The organism is Streptomonospora alba (genome assembly GCF_000826685.1).
GTDB lineage: Bacteria > Actinomycetota > Actinomycetes > Streptosporangiales > Streptosporangiaceae > Streptomonospora > Streptomonospora alba.
In genome coordinates, this window is record NZ_JROO01000021.1 from 79,736 (window position 1) to 103,816 (window position 24,081).

The window sequence follows — 24,081 nt, forward strand, 5'->3', positions numbered from 1 at the left end:
ACCGCGGCGGGTCGGCACGCGGTGGGACCGGTCACTGCGGCGGTCGGGGCTCCTCGGCCTCTCCGCGGGCGCGCAGCAGGAGTCGGAAGTCCTCCAAAGCCCTGCGGGCTCGGTCGCCGTCGTTGCTCTGGATGCCCATGACCCCCAGCGTGGAGCCGTCGGCGAGGTCGACGGTGGGCCAGGGCTCGCCGATCGGCATGCGGGCGTCGAGGATCTCCGGCCACTCCAGTACGTGGGTGCGGATGCAGTTGACCACGGTCACGCGGGTCTCGGTCGCCTGCAGGCGCGGCCGGGCCAGCAGGTGCAGCCCGCCGGCGCCGACGACGCCGAGGGCGGCCAGGCCCAGCCGGTCCGACAGCCGCCAGTCGTCTGGAAGCACCACGGCCAGCGCCACCATCGTCAGCACGATGAGCGCGGCCAGCGCGTAGCCGACGAGGCGCATGTTGCGCGGCCGCCAGGTCACCGGCAGCGGGGGCGGCTGCCGTTCCGACGCGTCCTCGTCCACGGTGTCTGCGTCTCCTCGCTTCACATCGTCGGCGTCCGGCCCGTCATCCGCGTCGCCGCTACCCGGCGACCCGCTGGCCGTCGGCGGCGCGCAGGCTTCGCAGGACGGCTGCCGTGTCGAGGGCCGCCGTGGCGGCCTCCCAGCCCTTGTCCTCGCGGCTTCCGGGCAGGCCCGCGCGGTCGCGGGCCTGCTCTTGGCTATCACACGTGAGCACGCCGTTGGCGACGGGGGTGGACTCCGCCAGCGCGACCTCGGTCAGGCCCTGGGTCAGCGACTGGCAGACGTAGTCGAAGTGCGGCGTGCCGCCGCGGATCACCGCGCCCAGCGCCACGACCGCGTCGTGGGTGCGGGCGAGCTGCTGGGCGACGACGGGGACCTCGATCGCGCCGGCCACGCGCACCACGTCGGGCTCCTCGGCGCCCCAGTGCGCCAGGGCCTCGCGGGCGCGGGCGAGCATGGGGTCGACGACCTCGGCGTTCCAGCGGGTGGCGACGACGCCCACGCGCACGCCGGCGGCGTCGACGGGGTGTTCCTCGGGGCGTCCTGTTCCGCTCATCGGGGTTCCTTCCGGCTGTGGTGGCTGTGGCGGGTCCGGCCGGCGCCGGGCGCGGGGGGCGGCCCGCCGGCGGCCTGGGGCGGACGCTCAGGTGGCGGCGACGATGCCCGGCAGGTCGTGGCCCATCCTGTCGCGCTTGGTCTGCAGGTAACGAAGGTTGTCGGTGGTGACGGCGCTGGGCATGGGGATGCGCTCGGTGACGGCGACACCGTGCTCGCTGAGCCCGTCGGTCTTCTTGGGGTTGTTGCTGAGCAGCCGCACGGAGTAGGTGCCCAGGTCGGCGAGGACCGCCGCGCCGGCGCTGAAGTCGCGGGCGTCGGCGGGCAGTCCCAGCTCCAGGTTCGCGTCGACGGTGTCGGCGCCGGAGTCCTGCAACCGGTAGGCCTGCAGCTTGTGCAGCAGCCCGATGCCGCGTCCCTCGTGGCCGCGCAGGTAGACGATGACGCCGCTGCCCTCGGCGGCGATGGCGCCCATGGCGGCCTCCAGCTGAGCGCCGCAGTCGCAGCGGTGAGACCCGAAGGCGTCTCCGGTCAGGCACTCCGAGTGCAGGCGCACCAGCGGGTCGGGCCCCTCGGTGGGATCGCCGAGGACGAGGGCGACGTGCTCGGCGCCGTCGGCGGTGCCGCGGTAGCCCACGGCGCGCCATTGGCCGTGGCTGTTGGGTATGCGGGTCTCGACCACGCGCTCGACCAGCGGGGGCCGGGCGACGGGGGCGGAGGTGGGAGCTGCGGGAGCCGAGATCGCGCTCGCCGTTCCCGTCGCCTCGACGTGGTGCACCAGCTGCTCGATGGAGATCACACGCAGGCCGTGCTCGTCGGCGAACTCGCGCAGCCGCGGCAGGCGGGCCATGGCGCCGTCGTCCTGGACGACCTCGGCGATGACGGCGGCGGGCCGCCTACCCGCCAGGCGCGCCAAGTCGACCGAGGCCTCGGTGTGGCCGCGGCGGGTCAGCACGCCGCCGGGCCTGTAGCGCAGCGGGAGCACGTGGCCGGGTCGGGCGAGGTCGCCGGACTCGGTGTCGGCTCCGGCCAGCAGGTTGACGGTGCGGGCCCGGTCGGCGGCGGAGATGCCGGTGGTGACGCCGGTGCGCGCGTCCACGGTGACGGTGTAGGCGGTACCCAGGCCGTCCTGGTTGTCGGCCGTCATCAGCGGGAGCTGCAGCCGGTCCAGGTCCTCGCCGAGCATGGGCACGCAGATCAGCCCCGAGGTGTGGCGGACGGTGAAGGCGAGCAGCTCGGGGGTGGCGGCCTCGGCGGCGAAGACGAGGTCGCCCTCGTTCTCGCGGTCCTCGTCGTCGACCACGACCACCGGGCGCCCGGCGGCGATGTCGGCGATCGCCCCGGCGACGTCGTCGAGCAGGGACGCGGGCGATCCCGCCGCGGAGGCGCGCGCGGGGCGGTGCGCATCGGTGGACGCGGGCTTTTCGGTGGTGATTCCGGTCATCGCTGCGGGGACTCCTTGACCGTGGCCTGCGGTGCTGGGGGCGGCTGCGGGGGCGGGCGGTGCGGACGCCGCGCTCTGCGCGCGCCCGGCGCCGGCCTGCCCGCTCATCAGGCGCCCGCCTGTGCGTGGGTCACCAGGCGCTCGACGTACTTGGCGATGACGTCGGCCTCGAGGTTCACCGGCGCGCCGATGCCCTTGGTGCCCAGCGTGGTGAGGTCGAGCGTGGTGGGGATGAGGCTGACGGTGAAACTGTCGCCGTCCACGGAGGCGACCGTCAGGCTCACACCGTCGACGGTGATGGAGCCCTTCTCGACGACGTAGCGGGCCAGGTCGGCCGGCAGCGAGAACCGGACGGTCTCCCAGCGGGAACCGCTGATGCGCTCGACGACCTCGGCTTTGGCGTCGACGTGGCCCTGCACGATGTGGCCGCCCAAGCGGTCGGAGACCTTGGCGGCGCGCTCCAGATTGACCGGCGATCCGGCGGTGAGCGCACCGAGGCCGGAGCGGTCCAGCGTCTCCTTCATCACATCGGCGCTGAAGCTGTCGCCGGATGCGGCGGTGACGGTCAGGCAGACCCCGTTGACGGCTATGGAGTCGCCGTGCTCGGCGTCGGCGGTGACGATCGGGCCCCGCACGGTCAGCCGTACGGCGTCGCCCGCGACGTCGCCCGCCTGCTCGATCGCGGTGACTTCACCGAGTTCTTCGACGATTCCGGTGAACACGTTCCATCCATCCCCTTACCCGGCTCAGGGCTCCGGGGAATGGTCTGCAGGCGGTCAGCTCCGCCCGGGGAGAACCGGGTACAGCGGACGCAGGGCCCGCGGCTCGGTCGATCCCACGCGTACTGCCTCCCATCCGGACTTTCACCGTCGGTACCGGAATTCCACCGGTTCAACCGGCCGATGGCCTCGGCCGGGTCGCGGACTGTCACCGCCGGTTCGGACTTTCACCGACCCCGGAGCACGCGTTGTGTCAACGTTTCTTTCCAACAGTCTGCCACGTCCGGTCATTCCCGGCCGGCAGCGGGGCCGTCCAACGGCGCGTCGGCGGCCTGCCCGCGGCCGTCGGTGCGGCCGGGTCCCTCGGGGCGCTCGGCCAGGCCCATGCGCACGAACAGCTCGGGCGCACCCAGCGCCGACCAGGCGCCCATCAGCGCGAAGACCACGTACTCGCGCACCACGCCCGCTGTGCCGGCGGCCTGGGGCACGATCACGTCCGCTGCGGCCAGGATCAGGAAGATCCCCGAGACGCCGATCACATAGCGCGCCGCGCGCGAGACCGCCGGGCCCGCGGCGCTGTACCAGCCGCGCACCGCCAATGCCGAGAGTCCGGCCACACCGCCGAACAGCCCGCCGGCGACACCGGCCGTGTGCTCCAGCGACGCGCCGTTGAGCCCGGGCGGCACCGTCCCGGTCCAGTCCTCGGGCGGGGTCCAGCCGGAGTGGAAGAGCGCTTGGACGCCGGCGGCGACCAGCACCGGCAGCACGGAGGCGGCCAGCGCCAGGCCCGCCTGCGCCGGCAGGCCCAGGCGGCGCCAGCGCCGCAGGACCGCGTCCTCGTACCGCAGGGCCGCCCACAGCAGCCCTGCGGCCACGAGCCAGCCGGCCAGCAGGTCGGTGATGAAGTGCGCGCCGAGGTAGATGCGCGAGAGGCCCACGGCGAGGACGATCGCGGCGCACGTGCCCCGCACCCACCGCCTGGGGAACCGCACCGCCGCGTACCCCCACGTCATCAGGGAGGTCACGGCGTGGGCGGAGGGAGTGCCGAAGGTCGTCGGAGCGATCAGCGGACGCACGGAGAGGTGGTACCAGGAGGGCCGCGGGCCGTACAGGGCGATCTTGAGCAGGTCGGCGACCACGCCGGCGCCGGAGACGTACACGAACAGGCGCGCTCCGATACCCGCGTGCAGGCACCAGAAGACGAAGGTGACCAGCACCGGCAGCATCGCCAGGGAACCCAGGGAGCTGATCGCCTCCATGGGCGGCGCGAGCCACCCGCCCACGCTCTGGACCCACTCGACGACGACGATCTCGACGTCCCACACCGCGTCCATGCACACCTCGCCCGGTTCAGAGCCTGGAGCGCGCCTTACCGGTGCGTTCCGACACCGAATTCCAGACCTCGGTTACGGGTGATCGTAGACGCCCATCCGGCCCTACCCCAAGCCGAGCCCGGGCCCCGCGGGCGGGCGGGGCGGCGGTGCGGCTTCCGCGGCGGCCGTCAGGGCGAGCGGGCGCGTTAACCGGCGGCCTTCTCCGCCTGGGCGCGCAGCGCCTGGACCGCGGCGGCGGGATCGTCGGCCTTGTACACCGACGAGCCGGCGACGAACACGTCGGCCCCGGCCGCCGCGGCGCGCTCGACCGTCTCCTCGGTGATGCCGCCGTCCACCTGCAGCCAGACCGAGCCCCCGTTCGCCGCGACCAGATCGCGGGCGCGGCGGATCTTCGGCAGCACGAGATCGAGGAACCTCTGCCCGCCGAACCCGGGTTCGACGGTCATCATCAGCAGCATGTCGACCTCGGGCAGCAGATCGGCGTAGGACTCCAGCGCGGTGCCCGGGTTCAGCGCCAACCCGGCCCGCGCGCCCTGTCCGCGGATCTCGCGCAGGGTGCGCACCGGAGAGCGGGCCGCCTCGGCGTGCACGGTGACGCTTCCGGCCCCGGCCTCGGCGTAAGCGGGCGCCCAGCGGTCGGGGTCCTCGATCATCAGGTGGCAGTCCATCGGCACGGTCACCGACGTGAGCAGCGATTCCACAACCGGCAGGCCCAGGGTCAGGTTGGGCACGAAGTGGTTGTCCATCACGTCGACGTGCAGCCAGTCGGCCGTGCCGGAGACCGCCGCGGCCTCGTCGGCCAGGCGCGCGAAGTCGGCGGAGAGGATGCTGGGTGAGATTTGGATTGCCACGCCGCCGATTCTATTAGCGGGCCGCGGCCCGCCAGGGCCCCGCGCCGAACCGCGGGACCGGTCGAGGACCGGCCGCCGGGCCGCGCCCCGCAGGCGGGGCCCGGTGCGGACGTCAGCGCTTGCGCACCAGGGCCAGGAACATCGCGTCGGTGCCGTGGCGGTGCGGCCAGAACTGCACGTATTCGCCGCCGGGGCCGGCCGCGATGTCGGGGACCTCGTCGAGGTAGTCGGCGGCCCGCAGCACCTCGGCGTCGCCGCGCTCGCTCAGGACCTCTTCGACGATGCCGCGTGTCTCGCCCGAATGCGGCGAGCAGGTCACGTAGGCGACCACGCCGCCGGGCCGGGTCGAGTCCAGCGCGCTGCGCAGCAGGCCGCGCTGGAGCGGCGCCAGGCCCTCGGCGGTCTCGGGCGTGCGCCGCCAGCGCGCCTCCGGGCGGCGGCGCAGCGCGCCGAGGCCGGTGCAGGGGGCGTCGACGATCACCCGGTCGAAGGAGCCCGCGCGCCAGGCGGGGAGGGTGGAGTCGGCCACCACGGCGCGGGCCGCGTCCCGCGGCGAGCGCTCCACCGCACCGGCGACCAGACCTGCGCGGGCGGGTTGCACCTCGGCCGCCAGCAGGCGGGCGTCGCGCTTGCCGGCGAGCCCGCCCAGCAGGGCGGACTTGCCGCCGGGGCCCGCACAGGCGTCGAGCCAGCGGGCGTCGGAGCCGTCGACCCCGACCCGGGTCAGCGCCAGCGCGACGAGCTGGCTCGCCTCGTCCTGGACGGCGGCGCGGCGTTGGCGGACCTCGCGCAGCAGCGCCGGGTCCCCTTCGGTCAGGTAGGCGCCGTAGGGCGAGAACCGGGCCTCGGTGGCGCCGCTGGCGAGGAGGTCCTCGACGGCGGCGCGCCCGGGCTTGGCGACCAGCGTGACCCGCGGACGCTCGTTGTGGGCGGCGAGCAGCCGCTCGGTCTCGGCGAAGGGCGGGGTCTGCCCGTCTTCGGCGCCGGACCCGCCGGCGCCCGCCGGCCCGCCCGCGGGGTCCTCCCCCAGAGCGGCGGCGAGTGCCTCGACGATCCAGCGAGGGTGGCTGTGGACCACGCTGAGGTGGCCGACCGGGTCGGCGGCGCGGTCGGGGGCCACGATCGCGGTCCAGTCCTCCAGGCTGCGGCGGCCGACCTTGCGCAGCACCGCGTTGGCGAACCGCCCCCGGTGGTGTCCGACCACCCGGCGGGCCAGGTCGACGGTCGCGCTGACGGCGGCGTGCGGCGGGATGGACGTGGACAGCAGCTGGTGGGCGCCCAATCGCAGTACGGGCAGCACCTCGCTGTCGACGGAATCCAGCGAGCGGTCGATGCAGGCGTCGAGGATCGCGTCGTAGGTGCCCTGGCGGCGCAGCGCGCCGTAGGTCAACTCGGTCGCGAGCGCGGCGTCGCGCCCGTGGATGCCGCGCTCGCGCAGCATCGAGGGCAGGAGGAGGTTGGCGTAGGCGTCGCGGTCCTGCACCGCCCGCAGCACGTCGTAGGCGGCCCGGCGCGCCGGATCCTTCGGGGCCGGCGGCGTGTTCTTGCCGCCCTTCTCCCCGTTCTTGCGGGGCGAACGGTAGGGCGAACTGGAACGATCACTCACAGGGAACTCTGCCTTCAGCCTCACCGGAGGGGTCTGGACCGGCCCGCGCGCTACGCCCCTGGACACGGCGGCGGAATCGCCGATCTGGCGCAGGATGCGGGAGCGGGCCGGACTTCGAGGATACTCACTGTGCGTACCCGGCGCCGGGCGCCCGTCCCGCCGCCGGAATGCGGATTCCCGGAAGAGTGGTTCAGCCGCAGGTCACGTGGCGCCCAGCACGTCGTCGTCGGTGGGGCGGACACCGCGCGCCCACTCGACGGCCGCCATGCTGCGCTTGCCCTGGGGCTGGACCTCGCCCAGTTCCACAGGGTGGGTGGCGGTGCCGGCGAACACGCGGTCCTTGGTGACGCCGAGACGGCCGGGCGGCAGGGCGTCGGCGTCGGTGACCGGGCGGACCGGGCCGAACTTCAGGCGCTCACCGCGGAAGGTCGACCACGCGCCGGGCGAGGGCGTGCAGGCGCGGATCAGCCGGTCGATGCGCATCGCCGGGGCCGTGAAGTCGACCTCGGCATCGGCGGGGGCGAGCTTGGGCGCGACGGAGGCGCCGTCCCGGCCTTGGGGGCGCGGGGCCAGTTCACCGGCCTCGATGCCGTCCAGCGTGCGCAGCAGCAGGTCCGCTCCCGACTCGGCGAGGCGGGCGAGCAGGTCGCCGCTGGTGTCGCGCGGCCCGATGGGTTCGACCACGGTGCCGAACACGGGCCCGGAGTCCAGCTCGGGCTCGATGCGGAAGGTCGCCGCACCGGTGAGGTCGTCGCCGTGCAGCACCGCGTGCTGAACCGGCGCCGCTCCGCGCCACTGCGGCAGCAGCGAGAAGTGCAGGTTCACCCAGCCGTGCTGCGGGATGTCCAGGGCCTCCTGGCGCAGCAGCGCGCCGTAGGCCACCACGGGGCAGCAGTCGGGGCCGATGGAACGCAGCCGGTCGAGGAACTCGGGGTCGCTCGCCTTCTCGGGTTTGAGCACCTCCACGCCCGCTTCCTCGGCCACCTGGGCGACCGGGCTCGGCGCAAGGCGACGCCCCCGCCCTGCGCGGGCGTCGGGGCGGGTCGCGACCGCCGCCACCTCGTGGTGGGACGCCAGCAGCGCCTTGAGCGAAGGCACCGCCGCCTCGGGGGTTCCCGCGAAGACCAGTTTCATCCGACCGCTCTTCCTCACCTGGTTGTGTTCCGCCTGCCACCTTGTCTACCAGCCCGTCCGAGGCTGCGGGCGGGGCTCGCTGAACACGGCGGCGTCGGTGCAGGACCGCGGGGGTGTCGGCGGGTTCTGGTAGACCTGTTGTGCGATGACTCCGCTGCCCGAACCCGACGACGGGGCCCTGTTCGACGTGTCGACCTCCGGCGCGGGAACCGGGCCGACCGACGCGAGCGGGCGCGGCGGAGAGCAGACCGGGCGCTCCGCGGGAGGCGGCGGCAAGGGCGCGGCGTCCGCGAAGAAGGGGGGCACGGCGGCCGAGGGCACCGCGGCCGCGGTGAAGGCCAAGCGCCCCAAGCAGCAGCGCCCGGCCGAGCACGATCCCGTCGCCCGCGTCGCCGTCGACACACCGCTCCCCCACCTCGACCGGCTGTTCGACTACCGGGTGCCCGAGAGCATGGACGCCGATGCGGTGCCGGGCTGCCGGGTGCGGGTCCGGTTCAACGGGCAGCTGCTCGCGGGCTTCCTGATCGAACGGTGCGCCGAGTCCGAGTTCCAGGGCAAGCTGGCCTACCTGCACCAGGTGGTCTCGCCCGAGCCCGTACTCACCCCCGAGATCAGCGGGCTCGCCCGCGCGGTCGCCGACCGCTACGCGGGCACGCTCAGCGACGTGCTCCGGCTGGCGGTGCCCCCGCGCCACGCCCGTGTGGAGAAGGAGGACCGCCCGACCGGCGCCGAAGCCGCCGCTGAAGCCCCCGAGCAGGGAGGGCCGCAGGAGCCCGCGCCGGGCACGCCGCACGGAGGCGGCGCCGCGTCGACGCCCGCCCCCGCCGCGGAGCCCGATGAGGCCGCACAGCAGGCCCAGGCGCCGGTTCCCGCCCCGGACGGGACCGCCCCGGCTTCCGACGACGGCTCGCCCGCCCCCCAGACCCCTCCCGCTCCGGGCCCCGGTCCCTGGGCGGACTACCCCGCCGGCCGCTCCTTCCTCGCCGCGCTGCACTCGGGCGCGGCGCCGCGCGCCGTATGGAACGCCCTTCCCGGCCCCGACTGGGCCGACGCGATCGCCGTCGCCGCCACCACCGCCCACGCGGCGGGGCAGGGGGCGGTCGTGGTGGTGCCCGACGGCCGCGACGTCGAGGCGGTCGACGCGGCCATGACCCGGCGGTTGGGCGAAGGCCGCCACGTCGCGCTGACCGCCGGTCTGGGCCCCGCCGAGCGCTACCGCCGGTGGCTCACGGTGCTGCGCGGCCGGGCCCGCGTGGTCGTGGGCACCCGGGCCGCCGCCTTCGCTCCGGTGCACGACCTGGGCCTGGTGGTGCTTTGGGACGACGGCGACGACGTCCACGCCGACCCGCACGCGCCCTACCCCCACGCGCGCACGGTCCTGGCCATACGCGCGCACCGGGCGCAGGCGGCGGCGCTCATCGGCGGCTTCACCCGCACGAGCGAGGCCGCGCAGCTCGCCGAGTCCGGTTGGGCGCACCCGTTGGCGGCCGACCGCACCGCCGTGCGCGAGCGGGCGCCGCGTGTGCAGGCCTCGGGCGACGACAGTGAGCTCGCGCGCGACGAGGCGGCCCGCACCGCGCGGATCCCCAGCCTCGCCCTGCGCGTCGCCCGCGAGGCCGCCCGAAGCGGCCCGGTCCTGGTCCAGGTGCCCCGTCGCGGCTATCTGGCCGGCTTGGCCTGCGCCTCCTGCCGGACCCCGGCGCGGTGCGGCTCCTGCCAGGGGCCGCTGGCGGTCCGCGGCGCCCACGCGATGCCCTACTGCCGCTGGTGCGGCAGGATCGCCGGCGAGTGGAGCTGCGTACCGTGCGGCGGAACCCGGATGCGCGCGAACGTGGTGGGCGCCCGACGGACCGCCGAGGAGATGGGGCGGGCGTTTCCCGCGCTGACCGTGCGCACCTCCGGGCGCGATGAGGTGCTGGCCGAGGTCGGCGAGCGCCCCGCACTGGTGGTCGCCACGCCCGGTGCCGAGCCCGCGGCCAAGGGGGGGTATGCGGCCGCTGTGCTGCTGGACGGCTGGGCCCTGCTGGGCCGCGCGGACCTGCGGGCCTCCGAGGAGGCGCTGCGCCGCTGGTGCAACGCCGCGGCGCTGGTGCGGCCGGCGGCGGAGGGAGGTCGGGTCGTGGTGGTCGCCGACGCCCAGCTGCCGGCGACTCAGGCTCTGGTGCGCTGGGATCCGGCCGGGTTCGCCGAGCGGGAGCTGGCCGAGCGGCGGGAACTGGGATTCCCTCCGGCGGTGACGATGGCTTCGGTCACCGGCCAGCCCGCCCATGTGCGCGAGCTGCTGGACCAGGTCGACCGGCCCGAGTCCGCCGAGCTGCTGGGTCCGGTGCCGGTGGGCGGCGCAGGCGGCGAGTCCGGCGACTCCTCCGCCGAGCGCGCCCTGCTGCGCGTGCCGCGCGCCGACACCCTCGCCCTGGCCGCCGCCCTCAAGACCGCGGCCTCGGCCCGCAGCGCTCGCAAGGACGAGCACCTGGCCCAGATCCGCATGGACCCGCTGCAGGTGGTTTGACGTGCTCCCCGCTCTAAAGGACGGGGATTCCGGCCTGGGTCGCCTGACCCTTCCGGGGGCTTCCTGCGTAAGGCGGAACCGCGGCGCATGCGGGAGCCGCTCCGCCGCCGCGACCCGCCGGCGCCGGGGAGCGTCGGACCGGCCGCGCCCTCGGCCCGCAGCGCCCGGGAGGCCGGACCGCCCCGGATCCGCAGGGACCCGCTGCAGGGTGCGGATACGGAATCCGCGGTGCCACGGGGTTCGGAAACGGTTTCCGCCGGCGCCCGCCGGATCGGCCTCCCTCTGTCGGTCGAGTCAATGCGAAACCGCCCGTGAACCGGGCCGACTCTGAATACTTGGTCCCATGCACGCGAGGAGGCATGATGGCTGTCATGAGCATCGGCGAAACGGATCCGCATCCGCGCCCGCTGACGGTGGAGGACCTGGAGCGCATGCCGGAGGACGGCAACCGCTACGAGCTGGTCGACGGGCGGCTTGAGGTGTCGCCTTCTCCCACTTCGCCGCATTCGCTGATAGACACCAGGTTGAGTCATGTGCTCACCGGTTGGGCTCCCGAGGAATTCATCGTCCTCTCGGGCCCGGGTGTCAATTTCAATGCCGACCACACACACCACCGGATTCCCGACCTCGCGGTGATTCGGGACGAGGACTATGAGGCGCCGTACCTGACTCGGCCGCCTCTTCTCGCCGTCGAGATCGTCTCGCCGAGCAGCGTGTTCCGCGATCACCACACCAAACGCGTCGAGTACGCGAAATTCGGCATCGAGTCCTACTGGATCATCAGCCCCGACGCCGAGGAGCCCGGCGTACTGGAGTTGCGTCTCAAGGACGGCCAGTACCGCGAGGCCTCGCAGGTCTTCGGTGAAGCGGAGTTCGAGACCGACGCTCCGTTCCCTGCCGCGTTCGTTCCGCACTGGCTCATGGCACCGGACCGCTCCTGGCGCAGGCACGTCTACGGCGCCCCGGCTGCGGGAGCCTGAACGGCGGCGGGGCCGCACGGCGCGGGCGGTCGGTGCTCTGCCGTCCGCGAGACGAGGACGGGCGCCGGCTCCGCCCGCGCTTCCCCGCGGTCCTCACACCGCATCCTCCTGGTGCGCCGGGTGGGACCGGTAGAGGTCGCGCAGCAGGGCGACCTCGGCGTGGTGGTGGATGATCTCGCGGTTGACGTGCAAGGCCAGAGTCGCGAACGAGTGCTGCGACCACTGCGGGGATTCGGCGGCCCCGACCGGGGCGGCGAACTCGGCGTCGCCGAGCTTGCGCACCTCGCCGCACCAGCGGCGGTAGGCGCGCTCCAGCCGGTCGAGGGCCTCATCGGCGCCGCCCGGCCAAACGGCGTCCTCCGGCGACATCGCCCGGTCGCCGAAGTGGTGGTCGATGCGCATCTCCAGGACGAGCACGATCATGTGGCTGAGCCGCCAAGCGATCGTGGTGACCGGCGGCGGCTCGGGCGGGGGCCAGGCCCGGTCGATCGAAAAGGCGCCGTCCGGACGCGGCCGCACCGACCAGCAGCCCTCGACCGGCTCCCAGAAGTACTCGTCGTCGTCGAGTCCCCGCAGCCTGGGCCACATCGTGTTGTCCCAGTGGAACTCCAGCTGGTCGATGATCTCCGCGCCCCACTCCGGCGCCGCCATGGCCACTCCCCTGCCGCTCGCCCGCTCCGCATTCTCCCGCGGGTCTCTCGGACGGCAACCGCGCGGCCCGCGCCGCGCGAGCCGACTCAGCCGCGCCGGCCCAGCCCCGCGAGCACGCCGGTGGGCTCCCCGCTCACCTCCTCGTCGGGATAGGGCCACCAGGCCATGTCGGCGAGCCCGGGTTCGATGAGGGTGAAGGGGTCGAACACCGCGGCGGCGAACTCCCGGCAATGCGGGTCGCGCGCGTCGGCGACGGGCTGGGCGACGGCGACGTGCCCGCCGGGCCCCAGCCGTGGGTACAGGGCGCGGACCAGGTCGTGGACGAGGACGCCGTCGCGGCGCAGCGCGGTGGTGTCGGTGAGCAGTACCCCGACCGGCTCGGCGGTGTCGATGAGCCCGCACCGGGTGAGCCGGTCGATCAGCGTGTCGGGGTCCATGCGCTCCACGGCGAGCACGGCCGCGCCGGTGTCGGCGTCGTCCGCGCGTCCGCCCCGCAGGGCGGCGGAGGACTCGGCGTCGACGTAGACGACCCGGGAGCCGGGGGCGTACTCGCGCGCGGCCCTGCCGATCCCCTCCCCCGCGGGCAGGCGCGAACCCAGGTCGACGAACTGGCGGACGCCGGCGTCGGCGGCCAGATAGCCCACGGCCCGGCGCAGGAACCCGCGCCGGGCCTCGATCGGGGAACCGCCGACCTGCGCCGGAACCCTCGCGTACCGACGCGCCGCACCCGGCTCGCCGGCCACCCCCGCCTCGTCGGATCCGCCGGGATCGCCGGTGGTTCCGGGCTGCGAGGCGGGGCGGCCCCGGCGCCGCCCGATGTTCACGACGCGCTGATCGGGGACCTCGGCCACGGGCCGGTCGTCGTCGATGTGCACCGCTTGCCAGTGGTCAGTCACGATCGCGCTCCCCCGAGCCGTCGGCCCCTTCGTTAGCGATCGATGTTACCGGTTGTGAGTCAAATCATTCACCCTTGGAAAACTTCACCATCCTTTCCGACGTGGCGGCGGGGCGGCGGGGGCGCCGATGCGTCATCCTCGGCGGCGGAACCGACTCCGGGGGCGCCCTCCGACCGCAGCGGCGTCGCGATCGGCGCCGGTTGGCGCCCTGTCGTACCGGTCGGGGATACTGTGACCCCCCTGACCTCCGGCCCGGGGCCTTTCCGGCCCCGGAGGGAACACCGGGCGCGGCCTCCCGGAACCCGCGGTGAGATCGTGGTCGGTGTGCGGCGCCGCCGCGGCCGGCGTCCGGCGGCGTGCCGCACCTGAGGCCTGCCGTCGTCGGAGCGCGGACGAGGCGAGCGAGCACGGGGACCGGAGGGAGCGGACGTGACCGAAGAGGCGCACGGCGAGGAGCAGCCGCGGACCGGCGCCGCATCCGGTGCGGCGCCCGGCGCGCCCGGTCGGCCTCTCGAAGGGGTGCGTGTGGCCGACCTTTCGCGGGTGCTGGCCGGCCCGTACGCCACCATGCTGCTGGCCGACATGGGCGCCGACGTGGTCAAGATCGAGCATCCCGGCCGCGGCGACGACACCCGCGCATGGGGGCCGCCGTGGGCCGGAGACGAAGCGAGCTACTTCCTGTCGGTCAACCGCGGCAAGCGCAGCCTGGCGGTGGACCTGAAGGACCCCGACGGCCTGGCGGCGGTACAGGACATCTGCGCGGGCGCCGACGTCGTGGTGCAGAACTTCCGCCCCGGCGTGGTCGATCGCCTGGGCCTGGGCTACGGCGACGTCAGCGCTCGCAACCCCGCCGTCGTCTACTGCTCGATCAGCGGCTTCGGCCCCGAGCACGAGCCCGCCGAGCGCCCGGGATTCGACCTCATCGTGCAGGCGGAGAGCGGGTTCATGGCCGCCACCGGCGAGCCCGGCGGCCCGCCCGCCAAGGCCGGGGTGGCCATCACCGACGTGCTCACCGGCCTCAACGCCGCGGTGTCCGTACTGGGCGCGCTGGTGCGGGCGCGCGCCGCCGGACGCGGCGAGCACATCAGCGTGTCCCTGGTCAACTCGGCACTGTCGGGCTTGGCCAACGTCACCCAGCAGGCGCTGGTCACCGGCACCGAACCCGAGCGCGTGGGCAACACCCACGGCTCGATCGTCCCTTACCAGGCGTTTCCCACCGCCGACTCCGACATCGTCATCGCGGCCGGCAACGACGCCCTCTACCGGAAGCTGTGCGCGGTCCTGGGCCGCGACGACCTCGCCGCCGACCCGCGGTTCGCGACCAACCCCGACCGGGTGGCCCACCGCGCCGAGCTGGTCGCCGAGATCTCGGCGGAGCTGCGCGCCCGCCCGGCCCGGGAGTGGTCGGAGCTGCTGCTGGAGGCCGGTGTTCCCGTCGGACGGGTCCGCGGCGTGCTCGACGCGGTGCGCAGCGCCGAGCAGGCCGGTGACGACGTGCTGCTCGGCACCGACCACCCCACCGCCGGACCGCTGGACCTGGTGCGCGCCGGGTTCCGGCTGGACTCCGCGGCCGCGGACGGCGACCGCTCCACCGCCCCGCCCCCGCTGCTGGGCGAGCACTCCGCGCACGTGCTCGGCGAATCCGGAGTGCCCGCCGACCGCGTCGCCCGGCTCATCGAGCGCGGCGCGGTACACCAGGCGCCCCGCAGGGACGGGTCCGGACACGCGCCGCCCTCCGGCTGACCGCATCCGAGCCCGCGCCGCCGCGCCCCGCTGCACCACCTGCCCGCGACCCGAAGGAGGCACCCGGCAATGAGTGAAAAGAACCGGCCCGAAGCGCCCGACCCGCAGGACTTCCTCGCGCTGGACGCCACGCTGTCGGCCGAGGAGGCCGACATCCGCGACACCGTCCGCGCCTTCGCCGACCGGGAGCTGCGCCCCGGCGTCGGCGACTGGTTCGAGGAGGGCACGCTCCCGGACCCGCGCGGGCTGGCCCGGGCCTTCGGCAAGCTGGGCGTGCTGGGCATGCACCTGGAGGGCTACGGGTGCGCGGGCGCCGGCGCCGTCTCCTACGGCCTGGCCTGCCGCGAGCTGGAAGCGGTCGATTCGGGGCTGCGCAGTTTCGTGTCCGTGCAGGGGTCGCTGGCCATGTTCGCCATCCACCGGTTCGGTTCCGAGGAGCAGAAGAACACCTGGCTGCCGCGTATGGCGGCCGGCGAGGCGATCGGCTGCTTCGGGCTGACCGAGCCCGACTCCGGAAGCGACCCGGGATCGATGCGCACGCGTGCCCGCCGCGACGGCTCGGACTGGGTGCTCGACGGCACCAAGATGTGGATCACCAACGGCTCGGTCGCCGACGTGGCGGTGGTGTGGGCCGCCACCGACGAGGGCGTCCGCGGGTTCGTGGTGCCCACCGACACCCCCGGGTTCGCCGCCAACACCGTGCACCGCAAGCTTTCGCTGCGCGCCTCGATCACCTCCGAGCTGGTGCTGGAGGGGGTGCGGCTGTCCGGCGACGCGGTGCTGCCCGGATCCTCGGGCTTGGGATCGCCGCTGTCCTGCCTCAACGAGGCCCGCTACGGCATCGTGTGGGGCGCGGTCGGCGCGGCGCGCGCCTGCTACACCGCCACGCTGGACTACGCCACCACCCGCGAGCAGTTCGGCGGCCCCATCGCGGGCTTCCAGCTCACCCAGCGCAAGCTCGCCGACATGGTGCTCGATGTGAACCAGGCCGGACTGACGGCGATGCGGATCGGCCGGCTGAAGGAGGAGGGCGCCTGCCACCGCAACCACATCAGCCTGGGCAAGTTCGGCAACGTCGCGGCCGCCCAGCGCGTGGCGCGCGCCGCCCGCTCGCTGCACGGGGCCAACGGCATCACCCTGGAGTATCCGGTGATGCGGCACATGGTGAACCTGGAGACGGTGGCCACCTACGAGGGCACCGAGGAGATCCACGCGCTGAGCATCGGCCAGGCGGTGACCGGGGTCTCGGCGTTCCGGTAAGGCGCTGCGGGGTGCGGGCGACGCGCCGAGGCACCACAATGGGGACATCCGAGTTAGGGAGACGTCCATGCCAGACCAGGCCGGCCGCTTTCCCCGTACACGGCTGCGGCGCACAGCCAACGCCGTCATCGCGGGCTTCATCAGGTACGGCATCAGCCCCGGCGACATGCGGCTGCTCACCACGCGCGGCCACCAGTCGGGATTCCTGCGCACCACGCCCGTCAGCCTGGTGGAGAACGAGCTGGGCAGGTTCCTCGTCGGTGCTTACGGCGAGGCGGGCTGGGTGCGCAACATCCGCCGCGACCGGTTCGGCACGCTGCGCCACGGCGGGTGGATCGAGCTGATCAGCGTCGTGGAGGCCGACCGGGAGCGCGCGGCCCCGGTGCTCAAGGCGTACCTGGACCATCCCCGGGCGACGGTGGTGGCCGACCAGTTCACGGCCGCGCCCGATTCCCCGGTCGAGACGTTCGAGCAGGAGGTTGCGACGCACCCGGTCTTCGAGATCGTCCGCAGCACCACGATCCGGCTGTAGGGCACGGGGCCGGGCCCCTCGGTACAACCAAAGCAGCACGCGGTGTCGACACCCGGCAGGATGTGCCGGACGCGCCGTTCGACCACGCTGGCTTCCGGGCGGGGGCACGTGCTCCCGCCCGGAGGCTTGGCACGGAGCACGAACGGAGCGTCGGACCATGGACACCACTGTCGCCGGGCAGGGGCACGCGCCCGCGGCGGCCGTATCCGGCCGGGCTCGGCTCACGCTGCTGGACGTGCTGCGCGGGACGGCCATCCTCGGCACCCTGGCGAGCAACATCTGGATCTTCGCCGCGCCGGGCGGCGAGATGGGCGTGATCAGCGGATCGGGGCAGCTGGTCGACGTGGGCGCGCTCATGGCCGACCCCTCGCCGGGCGCCGCCGCGGAGGCGTTGATGCGCGCCGGTTCCAACGGCAAATTCCTGTCGCTTCTGACCCTGCTGTTCGGCGCGGGACTGGCGGTGCAGTTCCGCTCGGCCGCCAGGCGGGGCCTGCGCTGGCCGGGCCGCTACACGTGGCGCGCGCTCTTCCTCTTCGCCGAGGGAACCCTGCATTTCACCCTGGTTTTCGCCTGGGACGTACTGATGGGCTACGCCGTCACCGCCCTCGTGGCGGCCTGGCTGCTGACGCGGTCGCGGCGCGCTCGATCGGCGGTGATGTGGGTCATGGGCGGCCTCCACATCGCCGTGATGGGCCTGGTGACCTTCGCGCTCGCGGCGCTGTCGCCCTCGGGAGGCGCCGGCGCGGAGCCCGCTGCCTCCGCCGTCCGCCTCTACGCCGAGGGCGGCTACCTGGAGCAGGTCACGGCGCGGCTGGAGAACGCCGCCGTGCTGCGGATCGAGCCGGTGCTCACCTTCGCGCTGATGATGTTCCTGTTCCTGGCGGGCGTGCGGCTGCTGCGGGCCGGGGCGTTCGACCCCGGCCCCGCGGGGGCCGCTCTGCGCACGCGGCTGATGGTCTGGGGATTGGGCGCCGGGCTGCCGATCAACGCGGCGACGGCTCTGGCCGGTGACGCGTTCTTCTTCCTCGACCGCTACGTGGCCGCGCCGGTGGTGGCGGTGGGACTGGTGGGACTGGTCGGCAGACTGCTGGACAGCTCTGCGGGCCACGATCGCCCCGGCCCGATCGCCCGGGCTGTGGCGTGCCTCGGCAGGACGGCGTTGTCGGGCTATGTGCTGCAGAACGTGCTGGCGATGCTCCTGTGCTACGGATTCGGTCTGGGCCTGGCGTCGCGGCTGGCGGGTTCGGGCCCGTGGTGGGTGATCGGTGCGTGGGCCGGGATCGGCCTGTTCCTCGTCGCCGGGTCGGTGCTGTGGCTGCGCCGCTTCGAGCACGGACCCCTAGAGGCGGTGCAGAAGGCCGTCCTGGCCCGCGTCCCCGAACGGGAGCGGACCCGGAGGACCGACGTCACCCGGTGAACAGGCGCGAGGCGGTGGAGGTGACGCTGATGACGGCGTAGCCGAGGAGGACCGCCACGATGGTCCACGACACCACCAGCAGCAGCAGGCGGCTCCTCTCGGCGGCGGGGCCGCTCGACTCGGGCGCCGCCGCAGCGGCTCCTTCCGCCGCGCCCGCGGCCGCGGGCTCCTCCTCGGCCGGCTCGTAGAAGCGCGCGTTCACACGGCGGATCAGCAGGTTGGCCGTGAACCCCACGACCAGCAGCCCGACCATCGTGAACAGCGGCGCCTGGTACGCGTCCCGCGTCAGGGTGCCGGGGTCGCCTTGGGCGTCGAGGAAAGCGTTGACGATGAGCGGCCCGGCGATTCCCGCCGCCGACCACGCGGTCAGCAGCCGGCCGTGGATGGCGCCGACCTCGTAGGTGCCGAAGAGGTCGCGGAGGTAGGCGGGCACGGTGGCGAACCCGCCGCCGTAGAAGGAGATGATGATGCCCGCTGTGGCGACGAAGACGATGGTCGAGCTTCCGCCGAGCGTGGCCATGAGGATGTAGAGGATGGCTCCCACGCCCAGGTAGAAGGCGTAGATGGGTTTGCGTCCCACGACGTCGGAGGTCGAGGACCACACGAACCGGCCGGCCATGTTGAACAGCGACAGCACGCCGACGAACCCGCCGGCCGCCGCCGCGGTGACGGCCGAGGTGCCCGAGGCGTCGCGGAAGAAGTCCTGCAGCAGCGGGCTGGCGTGCTCCAGGATGCCGATACCGGCGGTGACGTTGGTGAACAGCACGGTCCACAGCAGCCAGAACTGCGGGGTGCGCAGCGCGTTGTCGGCCGAAACGCCCTCGGAGCCGGCCACCGGCGCGCGGTTGTCGGAGGCGGGGTCGTAGCCGGCGGGCCGCCACCCCTTGGGCGGCACGCGGACCAGCAGCACGCCCATCATCATCAGCGCGAAGTAGCCGATCCCCAACGTGGCGAACAGTCCCACGAGCGCGTCGCCGGAGGCCACCGAGCCGGGGGACGTGGAGTCGTAGGCGGGGTCGTAGAGCGCCATGAGCTGGTTGGACACCGGCGAGGCCACAAGCGCGCCGCCGCCGAAGCCCATGATCGCCATTCCGGTGGCCAGTCCGGGCCGGTCGGGGAACCACTTCATCAGGGTGGAGACCGGCGAGATGTAGCCGATGCCCAGTCCGATGCCGCCGAGGACGCCGTAGCCGAGATAGACCAGCCACAACTGGGACGTGGCGATGCCCAGCGCTCCCACGAGGAAGCCGCCGCTCCAGAACACCGCCGCGACGAACATGGCCTTGCGCGGCCCGTTGTGCTCGACCCAGGTTCCGCCCAGCGCCGCGGACAGCCCCAGCATCACGATGGCGATGGAGAAGATGACGCCGATCTGGGTCTGGCCGGCGTCGAAGTGCGCGACCAGTGAATTCTTGTAGACGCTGGTGGCGTAGGCCTGCCCGATCGACAGGTGCACCGCGAGCGCCGCCGGCGGGATCAGCCAGCGGTTGTAGCCCCACGACGCGACCGATCTCTCCCGTTCCAGCACGCTCAGCGCGGACAAGCGGTCCCCCTTTGCGCGGCCTCGGGGCGCCGCGGCCCCGAGCATGGGCATCTGCACCGGCTACGCGCCGCAGCGAGGCGGTGACGCATACCGCATACAGCCGACCGGCGACATGATGCCACGCACCGATCACAGAGGGAACCCGCGCAGGACGGGCGTTCAAGCGACGCGACGATTATGCGCGCCATCACGAAGTGCTCGGCGATAGCGGAGGGCGCCGGACCACACCGCCCGCGAACCGTGCCGGAAGAAAGGGGGAGAAAGCGGAGGCGCCGTTCAATGCTCTACTCGACGCCGTCGCAACGGCCGATACCCGATTTCAGCGGGAGACGTAACGCGGGAAGTCCGCGGCGTCCGGTCGGATGCCCGTGCTTCCGAGAGGGGGTTCGATACGGCCGCGGAACCCGTAGTGCATCTGCCGGCTGTAAACACCGTGGAAGGGTTCGGGTAGACCGTGATATCAGCCGTTCGGGGGTCGATCAGCGGTAGACAGGGAGTTTCCCCAGGGCGTAAAGCTCCGGGAAACCGCGATGCCCTTCCCGGCGTTTCCCGTGGAAACCACCCCGGCGACTGATTCGACGTCCTCTACCGGCAGCTTCGCCCGGTCGTCGGAGAGTGCCCTCGATGCGGTGACCACCAGGTCGGGGATGGCGAAGTCGCCCTCCTCGACGTCCCGCGCAACCGCCACGCCACGGTCGTCGCGCAGTGGCCACCGGAGGGTTGCGCCTCCACCTGTCGCATGACCTGATGCGCAAAGAGAACGTGCTCGGGCATGGGGACTGCGGTCACGCGGATGCGTCCTCCGAGAATCCCCGCCTTCGAGCCCTCGGGAACGTCCCTATGTGCAGCCATCGCAAACCGGGTCCGCTTCGACCTTCTGCGGACGCTCGCATATTTCACGGGCGTTCCCTTCTCCGACATGTTCACGCCGGCGAGACGGGCCGACCACCGTGGACTACGCAGGGAAACCGGCCGGATACGGCAGGATTCCGCATTCCTCCGGCGTTGTACCTGCCACCGTGCCGGCGCCCTGTCGTCCACCTGCCGGATTCCCGGAACCCTGCGCACCCGCCCGCACGAAAACGCGCCCGGCCGCGACCCGGAACGGGCCGCGGCCGGGCGTGCGTCAGCGCCGGGCGCCCCGGGTCGGGACGCTCGCGCCGAATGGGAGGTCAGGCGCCGGCGGCGGACTTCAGCGCGGCGGCGCGGTCGGTCTGCTCCCAGGTGAACTTCGCGTCCTGGCGGCCGAAGTGGCCGTAGGCGGCCGTGCTGGAGTAGATCGGGCGCAGCAGGTTGAGGTCGCGCACGATCGCGGCGGGACGCAGGTCGAAGACCTCGTCGACGGCCTTCTCGATGACCTCGGGGGCGACCTTCTCGGTGCCGAAGGTCTCGATGAAGACGCCCACCGGGTGGGCCTTGCCGATCGCGTAGGCGGTCTGCACCTCGGCGCGGTCGGCCAGACCGGCGGCCACGATGTTCTTGGCGACCCAGCGCGTGGCGTAGGCGGCCGAACGGTCCACCTTGGACGGGTCCTTGCCGGAGAAGGCGCCGCCGCCGTGGCGGGCGTAGCCGCCGTAGGTGTCGACGATGATCTTGCGGCCGGTCAGGCCGGCATCGCCCATCGGGCCGCCGATCTCGAAGCGGCCGGTCGGGTTGACCAGCAGCCGGTAGTCGTCGGACTCGAGCCCGTAGCTCGCGACGATCGGGGCGATGACGTGCTCCTTGATGTCCGGCGTCAGGAGCTCGTCGATGTCGATGTCGGGGGCGTGCTGGCTGGACACGACGACCGTGTCCAGGCGCACCGGCTTCTGGCCCTCGTACTCCACGGTGACCTGGGTCTTGCCGTCGGGACGCAGGTAGGGAACCGTCCCGTTGTGGCGGACCTCGGACAGGCGCTCCGACAGGGCGTGGGCCAGCTTGATCGGCAGCGGCATGAGCTCGGGGGTCTCATTGTTCGCGTATCCGAACATCAGGCCCTGGTCGCCGGCGCCCTGCTTGTCGAGGACGTCGTCCTCGTGCTCGACACGCGCCTCGTAGGCGGTGTCGACGCCCTGGGCGATGTCGGGCGACTGGGCGTCGAGGGAGACCGAAACGCCGCAGGACTGGCCGTCGAAGCCCTTGGCGGAGGAGTCGTAGCCGATCTCCAGAATCTTCTGGCGAACGATCTCTTGGATGTCGACGTAGGTCTGAGTGGTGACCTCACCGGCCACGTGTACCTGTCCGGTGGTGATCAGGGTCTCGGCGGCGACCCGGCTGGCCGGGTCGTCTTTGAGCATCGCGTCGAGGATCGCGTCACTGATCTGGTCGGCCATCTTGTCGGGGTGGCCTTCGGTGACCGACTCGGAGGTGAAAAGGCGACGGGACACGTTGAGTGACTCCTTGCAGCGGCTGCTGGCTGACAGTTGTCGGCTCGGCTCGGCCATCACGGAGAGGAACGGGGGGCTCCTCCGCGAAACCGACCGACGCGGTTGGTTTCTGAGGACCACTGTAGTGGGGCGTCGCTCGGCGCGCTCGGGCGGGCTCGGCGGTTCGGCCGTTCGGCGGCGGGTGAGAAGGCGACACGGCGGCGGCGCGTCAGCGCGGAATGCCTACTCAAGCGGCAACCTGCGGAGTGTGACGCACGACACAGGAGAATTTCCGGTACCGCCCTGATCGTGCCCATGTGCAGGGAATTTCCGTAGCGTAGAGCGAAACGCGAAGCTGGACACGCAACAGCTGCGGTCGGAGGGCCGGCCCGCGCAGCGGCCCGCACACGACGGGTGCCGCCACGCTGGGTAGCCGGGATCGCTCCTATAAGGGGGTGCCTCCGAAGGCGGTCTGCCGCGCCACCAGGTCCCAGACGCGGTCGGCCAGATCCTCCTTGGGGCCGTTGGGGATCTCGGTGGCCGACCCGTCGGCTCCCAGCACCACCGCCTGGTTGTCCTCGGTGCCGAAGGCCCGCCCCTCGCCCACCTGATTGACCACGAGCAGGTCGCAGCCTTTGCGCTTGAGCTTGGCGCGGCCGTTGGCCAGCACGTCGTCGGTCTCTGCGGCGAATCCCACCACCACCTGGTCGGGCCGCGTCCGCTCGGTGGCCAGCTCCAACAGGATGTCGGGGTTCTCGGCGAGCTCGACGGGCGCCGGTCCGTCCCCCGTCTTCTTGATCTTTCCGGCCGCGGTTTCGGCCGGCCGGAAGTCGGCGACGGCAGCAGCCATCACGACGGCGTCGGCGGTGCCTCTGCGAGCGAGCACGGCCTCGCGCATTTCCCGGGCCGATCCCACGGACACGACCTCGGCGCCGGCGGGCGCCGAAAGGAACACGTTGGCCGAGACGAGAGTCACTCGAGCGCCGCGTGCCAGCGCTGTGGCGGCCAGCGCATAGCCCTGGCGGCCCGAGGAGCGGTTGCCGATGAAGCGCACCGGGTCGATGGGCTCACGGGTGCCGCCCGCGGTGATCAGGATGTGGCGCCCGGCCAGATCGGCGGGCAGGTCGCCGCGGGCGAGCACGCGCTGCGCGACGGCGAAGACGTCGTCGGGCTCGGGCAGGCGCCCCGGGCCGGTGTCGGCTCCGGTGAGCCGCCCCACGGCCGGATCGATCACCACGGCTCCGCGCGAGCGCAGCGTGGCGACGTTGGCCCGGGTGGCCGGGTGCTCCCACATCTCGGTGTGCATGGCCGGGGCGAAGACCACCGGACAGCGCGCGGTGAGAAGCGTGTTGGTGAGCAGGTCGTCGGCCAGGCCGTTGGCGGCCTTGGCCAGCAGGTCGGCGGTCGCGGGCGCGACGAGGACGAGGTCGGCGCGGCGGCCGATGCGCACGTGCGGGACCTCGTGCACGGATTCCCACACCCCCGCGGCGACCGGGCGGCCGGAGAGGGCGGCCCAGGTGGGCTCGCCTACGAACCGCAGCGCGTCGGCGGTGGGGACGACTTGGACGCTGTGCCCGGACTCCGTCAGGCGACGCAGCAGCTCGCACACCTTGTAGGCGGCGATGCCTGCCCCCACGCCCAGGACGACCTCGGGCCGGTTATCGGTATTCACCACTAGATCTCAGCAGATGCCGCCGCCTCATGTGCGCGGCGCCCCGGCCGGACGGTGTTCCGCGGGCCGCCGGCACGGCGGCCCGCGGTGGAACACGCCCGGGACGGGCTCAGGCGCCCTCGTAGGGCTCGGCGGTGAGCAGTCCGCCCTTGACCTCGCGCAGCGCGATGGACAGGGCCTTCTCCTGGACCTGGGTCTCGACGAGCGGGCCGACGTACTCCAGCAGGCCCTCGCCCAGCTGGGCGTAGTAGGCGTTGATCTGCCGGGCGCGCTTGGCGCTCATGGCGACCAGGCTGTACTTGCTGTCGACGCATTCGAGGAGGTCGTCGAGCGGCGGGTTGGTGATGCCTTCGGCGACGGGCTCGGTGCCTGCCACGTGCGTCCC

General features: G+C 73.3%; 20 protein-coding genes and 1 riboswitch. Of the genes, 6 read left to right on the forward strand and 14 right to left on the reverse strand.

Annotation, left to right across the window (positions count from 1 at the left end; all coding sequences use genetic code 11):
* Positions 1 to 31 precede the first annotated feature (31 nt).
* From LP52_RS12050 to fmt, 8 genes are all read right to left on the reverse strand, one after another.
* Positions 32 to 442: a PH domain-containing protein gene (locus LP52_RS12050; protein WP_084723140.1), complete on the reverse strand. Its 411-nt coding sequence runs from the start codon at positions 440 to 442 to the stop codon at positions 32 to 34.
* Positions 443 to 563: 121 nt separating this feature from the next.
* Entirely contained in the window at positions 564 to 1,061 is a 498-nt protein-coding gene (gene ribH, locus LP52_RS12055) for a 6,7-dimethyl-8-ribityllumazine synthase (protein ID WP_040273319.1), read from the reverse strand.
* A gap of 87 nt (positions 1,062 to 1,148) precedes the next feature.
* Positions 1,149 to 2,504, reverse strand: a complete 1,356-nt coding sequence (locus LP52_RS12060) for a bifunctional 3,4-dihydroxy-2-butanone-4-phosphate synthase/GTP cyclohydrolase II (protein WP_040273321.1) — start codon at positions 2,502 to 2,504, stop codon at positions 1,149 to 1,151.
* 107 nt (positions 2,505 to 2,611) lie between these two features.
* Positions 2,612 to 3,226 carry a riboflavin synthase gene (locus LP52_RS12065; RefSeq protein WP_040273323.1) on the reverse strand — a complete coding sequence of 205 codons (615 nt, stop codon included), beginning with the start codon at positions 3,224 to 3,226 and terminating at the stop codon, positions 2,612 to 2,614.
* Positions 3,227 to 3,341: 115 nt separating this feature from the next.
* Positions 3,342 to 3,472: riboswitch (FMN riboswitch) on the reverse strand.
* Positions 3,473 to 3,510: 38 nt separating this feature from the next.
* On the reverse strand, positions 3,511 to 4,557 hold the full coding sequence (locus tag LP52_RS12070; protein ID WP_084723135.1) for a phosphatase PAP2 family protein: 1,047 nt from the start codon (positions 4,555 to 4,557) through the stop codon (positions 3,511 to 3,513).
* Positions 4,558 to 4,742: 185 nt separating this feature from the next.
* Positions 4,743 to 5,408 (reverse strand): ribulose-phosphate 3-epimerase, encoded by a 666-nt coding sequence (gene rpe / locus LP52_RS12075; RefSeq protein WP_040273324.1) that lies wholly within the window; start codon positions 5,406 to 5,408, stop codon positions 4,743 to 4,745.
* A 112-nt stretch (positions 5,409 to 5,520) separates the two neighbouring features.
* Positions 5,521 to 7,014 carry an RsmB/NOP family class I SAM-dependent RNA methyltransferase gene (locus LP52_RS12080; RefSeq protein WP_040273326.1) on the reverse strand — a complete coding sequence of 498 codons (1,494 nt, stop codon included), beginning with the start codon at positions 7,012 to 7,014 and terminating at the stop codon, positions 5,521 to 5,523.
* Positions 7,015 to 7,215: 201 nt separating this feature from the next.
* Positions 7,216 to 8,148: a methionyl-tRNA formyltransferase gene (gene fmt, locus LP52_RS12085; RefSeq protein WP_040273327.1), complete on the reverse strand. Its 933-nt coding sequence runs from the start codon at positions 8,146 to 8,148 to the stop codon at positions 7,216 to 7,218.
* Positions 8,149 to 8,293: 145 nt separating this feature from the next.
* On the opposite strand from fmt, the gene LP52_RS12090 reads away from it, so the two are divergent.
* Both LP52_RS12090 and LP52_RS12095 read left to right on the forward strand, forming a co-directional pair.
* Complete coding sequence (locus LP52_RS12090; protein WP_040273329.1) at positions 8,294 to 10,657, forward strand: primosomal protein N'; 2,364 nt, start codon at positions 8,294 to 8,296, stop codon at positions 10,655 to 10,657.
* A 362-nt stretch (positions 10,658 to 11,019) separates the two neighbouring features.
* Positions 11,020 to 11,637 (forward strand): Uma2 family endonuclease, encoded by a 618-nt coding sequence (locus tag LP52_RS12095; RefSeq protein WP_193789980.1) that lies wholly within the window; start codon positions 11,020 to 11,022, stop codon positions 11,635 to 11,637.
* 93 nt (positions 11,638 to 11,730) lie between these two features.
* On the opposite strand, the gene LP52_RS12100 is transcribed toward LP52_RS12095, so the two are convergent.
* Together LP52_RS12100 and LP52_RS12105 are read right to left on the reverse strand one after the other, a co-directional pair.
* A complete protein-coding gene (locus LP52_RS12100) occupies positions 11,731 to 12,288 on the reverse strand; it encodes a DinB family protein (protein ID WP_040273331.1) in 558 nt (185 codons plus the stop codon).
* 86 nt (positions 12,289 to 12,374) lie between these two features.
* Positions 12,375 to 13,184, reverse strand: a complete 810-nt coding sequence (locus LP52_RS12105) for an SAM-dependent methyltransferase (RefSeq protein WP_040273333.1) — start codon at positions 13,182 to 13,184, stop codon at positions 12,375 to 12,377.
* A gap of 429 nt (positions 13,185 to 13,613) precedes the next feature.
* Between LP52_RS12105 and LP52_RS12110 the strand changes: the two genes are divergently transcribed.
* From LP52_RS12110 to LP52_RS12125, 4 genes are all read left to right on the forward strand, one after another.
* Positions 13,614 to 14,927: a CaiB/BaiF CoA transferase family protein gene (locus LP52_RS12110; protein ID WP_052809754.1), complete on the forward strand. Its 1,314-nt coding sequence runs from the start codon at positions 13,614 to 13,616 to the stop codon at positions 14,925 to 14,927.
* Positions 14,928 to 14,996: 69 nt separating this feature from the next.
* A complete protein-coding gene (locus tag LP52_RS12115) occupies positions 14,997 to 16,187 on the forward strand; it encodes an acyl-CoA dehydrogenase family protein (protein WP_040273335.1) in 1,191 nt (396 codons plus the stop codon).
* A 67-nt stretch (positions 16,188 to 16,254) separates the two neighbouring features.
* Entirely contained in the window at positions 16,255 to 16,719 is a 465-nt protein-coding gene (locus tag LP52_RS12120) for a nitroreductase/quinone reductase family protein (RefSeq protein ID WP_040273336.1), read from the forward strand.
* 157 nt (positions 16,720 to 16,876) lie between these two features.
* Positions 16,877 to 18,136 (forward strand): DUF418 domain-containing protein, encoded by a 1,260-nt coding sequence (locus LP52_RS12125; protein WP_052809755.1) that lies wholly within the window; start codon positions 16,877 to 16,879, stop codon positions 18,134 to 18,136.
* Here the strand turns inward: LP52_RS12125 and LP52_RS12130 are convergent.
* The 4 genes from LP52_RS12130 to rpoZ form a co-directional block, all read right to left on the reverse strand.
* Positions 18,126 to 19,670 carry an OFA family MFS transporter gene (locus LP52_RS12130; protein WP_040273394.1) on the reverse strand — a complete coding sequence of 515 codons (1,545 nt, stop codon included), beginning with the start codon at positions 19,668 to 19,670 and terminating at the stop codon, positions 18,126 to 18,128. The two genes, LP52_RS12125 and LP52_RS12130, sit on opposite strands and share 11 nt — an antisense overlap.
* Positions 19,671 to 20,851: 1,181 nt before the next feature.
* On the reverse strand, positions 20,852 to 22,045 hold the full coding sequence (gene metK, locus LP52_RS12135; protein ID WP_040273337.1) for a methionine adenosyltransferase: 1,194 nt from the start codon (positions 22,043 to 22,045) through the stop codon (positions 20,852 to 20,854).
* 424 nt (positions 22,046 to 22,469) lie between these two features.
* Positions 22,470 to 23,699 carry a bifunctional phosphopantothenoylcysteine decarboxylase/phosphopantothenate--cysteine ligase CoaBC gene (coaBC, locus tag LP52_RS12140; RefSeq protein WP_394298200.1) on the reverse strand — a complete coding sequence of 410 codons (1,230 nt, stop codon included), beginning with the start codon at positions 23,697 to 23,699 and terminating at the stop codon, positions 22,470 to 22,472.
* A 106-nt stretch (positions 23,700 to 23,805) separates the two neighbouring features.
* Complete coding sequence (rpoZ, locus tag LP52_RS12145) at positions 23,806 to 24,072, reverse strand: DNA-directed RNA polymerase subunit omega (RefSeq protein WP_040273338.1); 267 nt, start codon at positions 24,070 to 24,072, stop codon at positions 23,806 to 23,808.
* Positions 24,073 to 24,081 lie beyond the last annotated feature (9 nt).